At 65.0% G+C, this 1,134-nt stretch carries 1 protein-coding gene; it reads right to left on the bottom strand.

Annotated features, from left to right (window positions below; translation table 11 throughout):
- Positions 1-23: 23 nt before the first annotated feature.
- Entirely contained in the window at positions 24-893 is an 870-nt protein-coding gene (locus ABZ719_RS37715) for an IS5 family transposase (protein WP_360981102.1), read from the bottom strand.
- Positions 894-1,134: the final 241 nt, after the last annotated feature.

Consider the following 1,134-nt stretch of genomic DNA (forward strand, 5'->3'; position numbering starts at 1 on the left):
AGAGGTCGTTTTCTCCCGATGTTTTATCCCGGAATGGGTGTTTGATCCTGGGGTGTCGGGTCGCGCCAGGAGATCGTGTTCTCGCCGGTGAGGCGGCGGGCCATCAGGTCGGTCATGGCCAGCTGGATCATGGCTTCGGAGCGGGTGGGCAGGGTCTCGAAGTCGCGGGCCAGGCGACGGTGGAGCATCAGCCATCCGTAGGTCCGCTCCACGGTCCAGCGTTTGGGCAGTGGGGTGAAGCCTCTGGTTCCGGGTGTGCGTTGGACGATTTCCATGTCGATGCCGAGGGTGGCGGCGTGTTCGACGAGGTGCTGGCGGTAGCCGCCGTCCACCCAGACCTTGCGGACGGTGGGGTGGGCGGCAGCCACCTGGTCGATCAGATCGGTGCCGGCGACGGAGTCCTGCACGCTCGCCGCGGTGACCACGACGGTCAGCAGGAGTCCGATCGTGTCGGTGACGATGCTCCGCTTGCGGCCGACGATCTTCTTTCCGGCGTCGATGCCCTGACTGGAGGCATGAACGCTGGTGGAGGTCTTGACGCTCTGGGCATCGATCACACAGGCCGTTGGTTCGCTGTCACGGCCCTCTTTCTGCCGCAGCAGTCGCCTGAGCAGGCCGTTGAGCTGGGCGAACACCCCTTCCCGCTGCCACCTGGCGAAGTAGCCGTAGACCGTGTTCCAGTGGGGGAAGTCGTGTGGGAGGTAGCGCCACTGCACGCCGGTGCGGTCCACGTACAGGATCGCGTCCATGATGTCGCGCAGGTCGTGCTCGGGCGGACGGCCGAAGTCCAGGGCCCTGCCGCGACGTTCGAAACGCCAGGCTGACAGCACCGGTTCGATCAACTCCCAGCGGGCATCGGACAGATCACTCGGATACGGGCGTCGCGTCGGCATGCTTCCGGCGTACCGCTCCGGACCGAGTGCGCCCAGGCGCACAGCAACGACAACGGAAGCACGCAGGCCGACCGCGAAGGCCGGGCTTTCTGGGATGAGACAGGAACAAGTCTTATCTCGCCTCACCTGCCACCCCGCCAGACCCACAGACGCCGAAGCACACCTGACACCTCACGATTCCCACGACCTCATGCTCCGGTAATCGGTTCATTCCAGTGCAGTCCAGGTGAAAACGACCTCT

The organism is Streptomyces sp. NPDC006743 (genome assembly GCF_040703815.1).
Taxonomy (GTDB): domain Bacteria; phylum Actinomycetota; class Actinomycetes; order Streptomycetales; family Streptomycetaceae; genus Streptomyces.